This window comes from Cellulosimicrobium composti (assembly GCF_009711085.1).
Classification (GTDB): Bacteria; Actinomycetota; Actinomycetes; order Actinomycetales; family Cellulomonadaceae; genus Cellulosimicrobium; species Cellulosimicrobium composti.
This window is the reverse complement of sequence record NZ_WMKA01000111.1, coordinates 1-1,087: the sequence shown is the minus strand read 5'-3', so window position 1 is coordinate 1,087 and position 1,087 is coordinate 1. Positions and strand designations below refer to the sequence as shown.

2 pseudogenes are annotated in these 1,087 nt (G+C 79.1%); both read left to right on the top strand.

Annotation, left to right across the window (positions count from 1 at the left end):
• A pseudogene (locus GJV82_RS19665) lies at positions 1-710 on the top strand (thiamine pyrophosphate-binding protein); the annotation flags it as partial.
• An 82-nt stretch (positions 711-792) separates the two neighbouring features.
• A pseudogene (locus GJV82_RS19175) lies at positions 793-1,087 on the top strand (hypothetical protein); the annotation flags it as partial.

Here is a 1,087-nt window from a genome sequence, read left to right as displayed (position 1 = left end):
GCGCCGACCCGGCGTGGCTCGCGCGGTGGCGCGCCGCCTCGGCCGCCGCGGCGCGCGTCGTGGCGGCGGCGACGGACGGTGCGCGGACCGACGGGCCGAGCGTCGCACGCGCCGTCGTGAGCGCGTGCGGCGACGACGACCTCCTCGTCGTCGGCTCCTCCAACCCCGTGCGCGACCTCGGCCTCGTGCTCGGGATCGACACGGGTGCGCCGCGCGTGCTCGCGAACCGCGGCCTCGCCGGGATCGACGGCACGGTCTCCACGGCGCTGGGCGCCGCCGTCGCGACGGGCCGGGCGCACCGGCGCACGCGCGCGCTGCTCGGCGACCTCACGTTCCTCCACGACGTCGGCGGGCTGCTCCGCGGCCCGTCGGAGCCGCACGCGGACCTCCAGCTCGTCGTCGTGAACGACGACGGCGGCTCGATCTTCGCGGGGCTCGAGCCGGGCGCGCTCGGCGAGACGTCCGAGGCGTCGGGCCGCACGTTCGAGCGCGTGTTCGCGACGCCGCACGGGGCCAACCTCGCGCAGCTCTGCGCGGGCTACGGCGTGGACCACCAGCTCGTGCCGGACGTGCCGTCCCTGCGGCACGCGCTCGGCGCGCCGAGCCACGGCGTCCAGGTGCTCGAGGTGCGCGTCGGGCGTACGGAGCGCCGGCGCGACGCGCTGGGCCTCGCCGAGGACGTGCGCGCCGCCGTGCGCGCGGCGCTCTGAACTCGCAGCGAACTCCCAGGAGCGTTCAAGCGTCGTTCAAGCGCGGCGGTGTGAAGTGGTGGGCAGCAACGAGGAGGCCACCATGACCAGCACCCCGGGCACCGAGCCCACCACCCCCACCGCCCCGGCCACCGACGCCCCTGCCGCTCCCGCCGAGACGACGCCCGCCGCCGCCGAGCGTGCCGCGGCCGTCACCGCTGGGACGCCGGCGCCCGCGCCCGTCGAGGCGCGGACCGAGCCCCTGGCCCCGGTCGGCGCGACGCAGCCGCTCCCCGCACCGCAGCACGTCCAGCACCTCGCGCCGCCGCAGCCCGCCCCGACGGGCCACGCGGGCGCCGCGCCGCTGCCCAACCCGTACGCGCGCCCCGCCCAGCCGT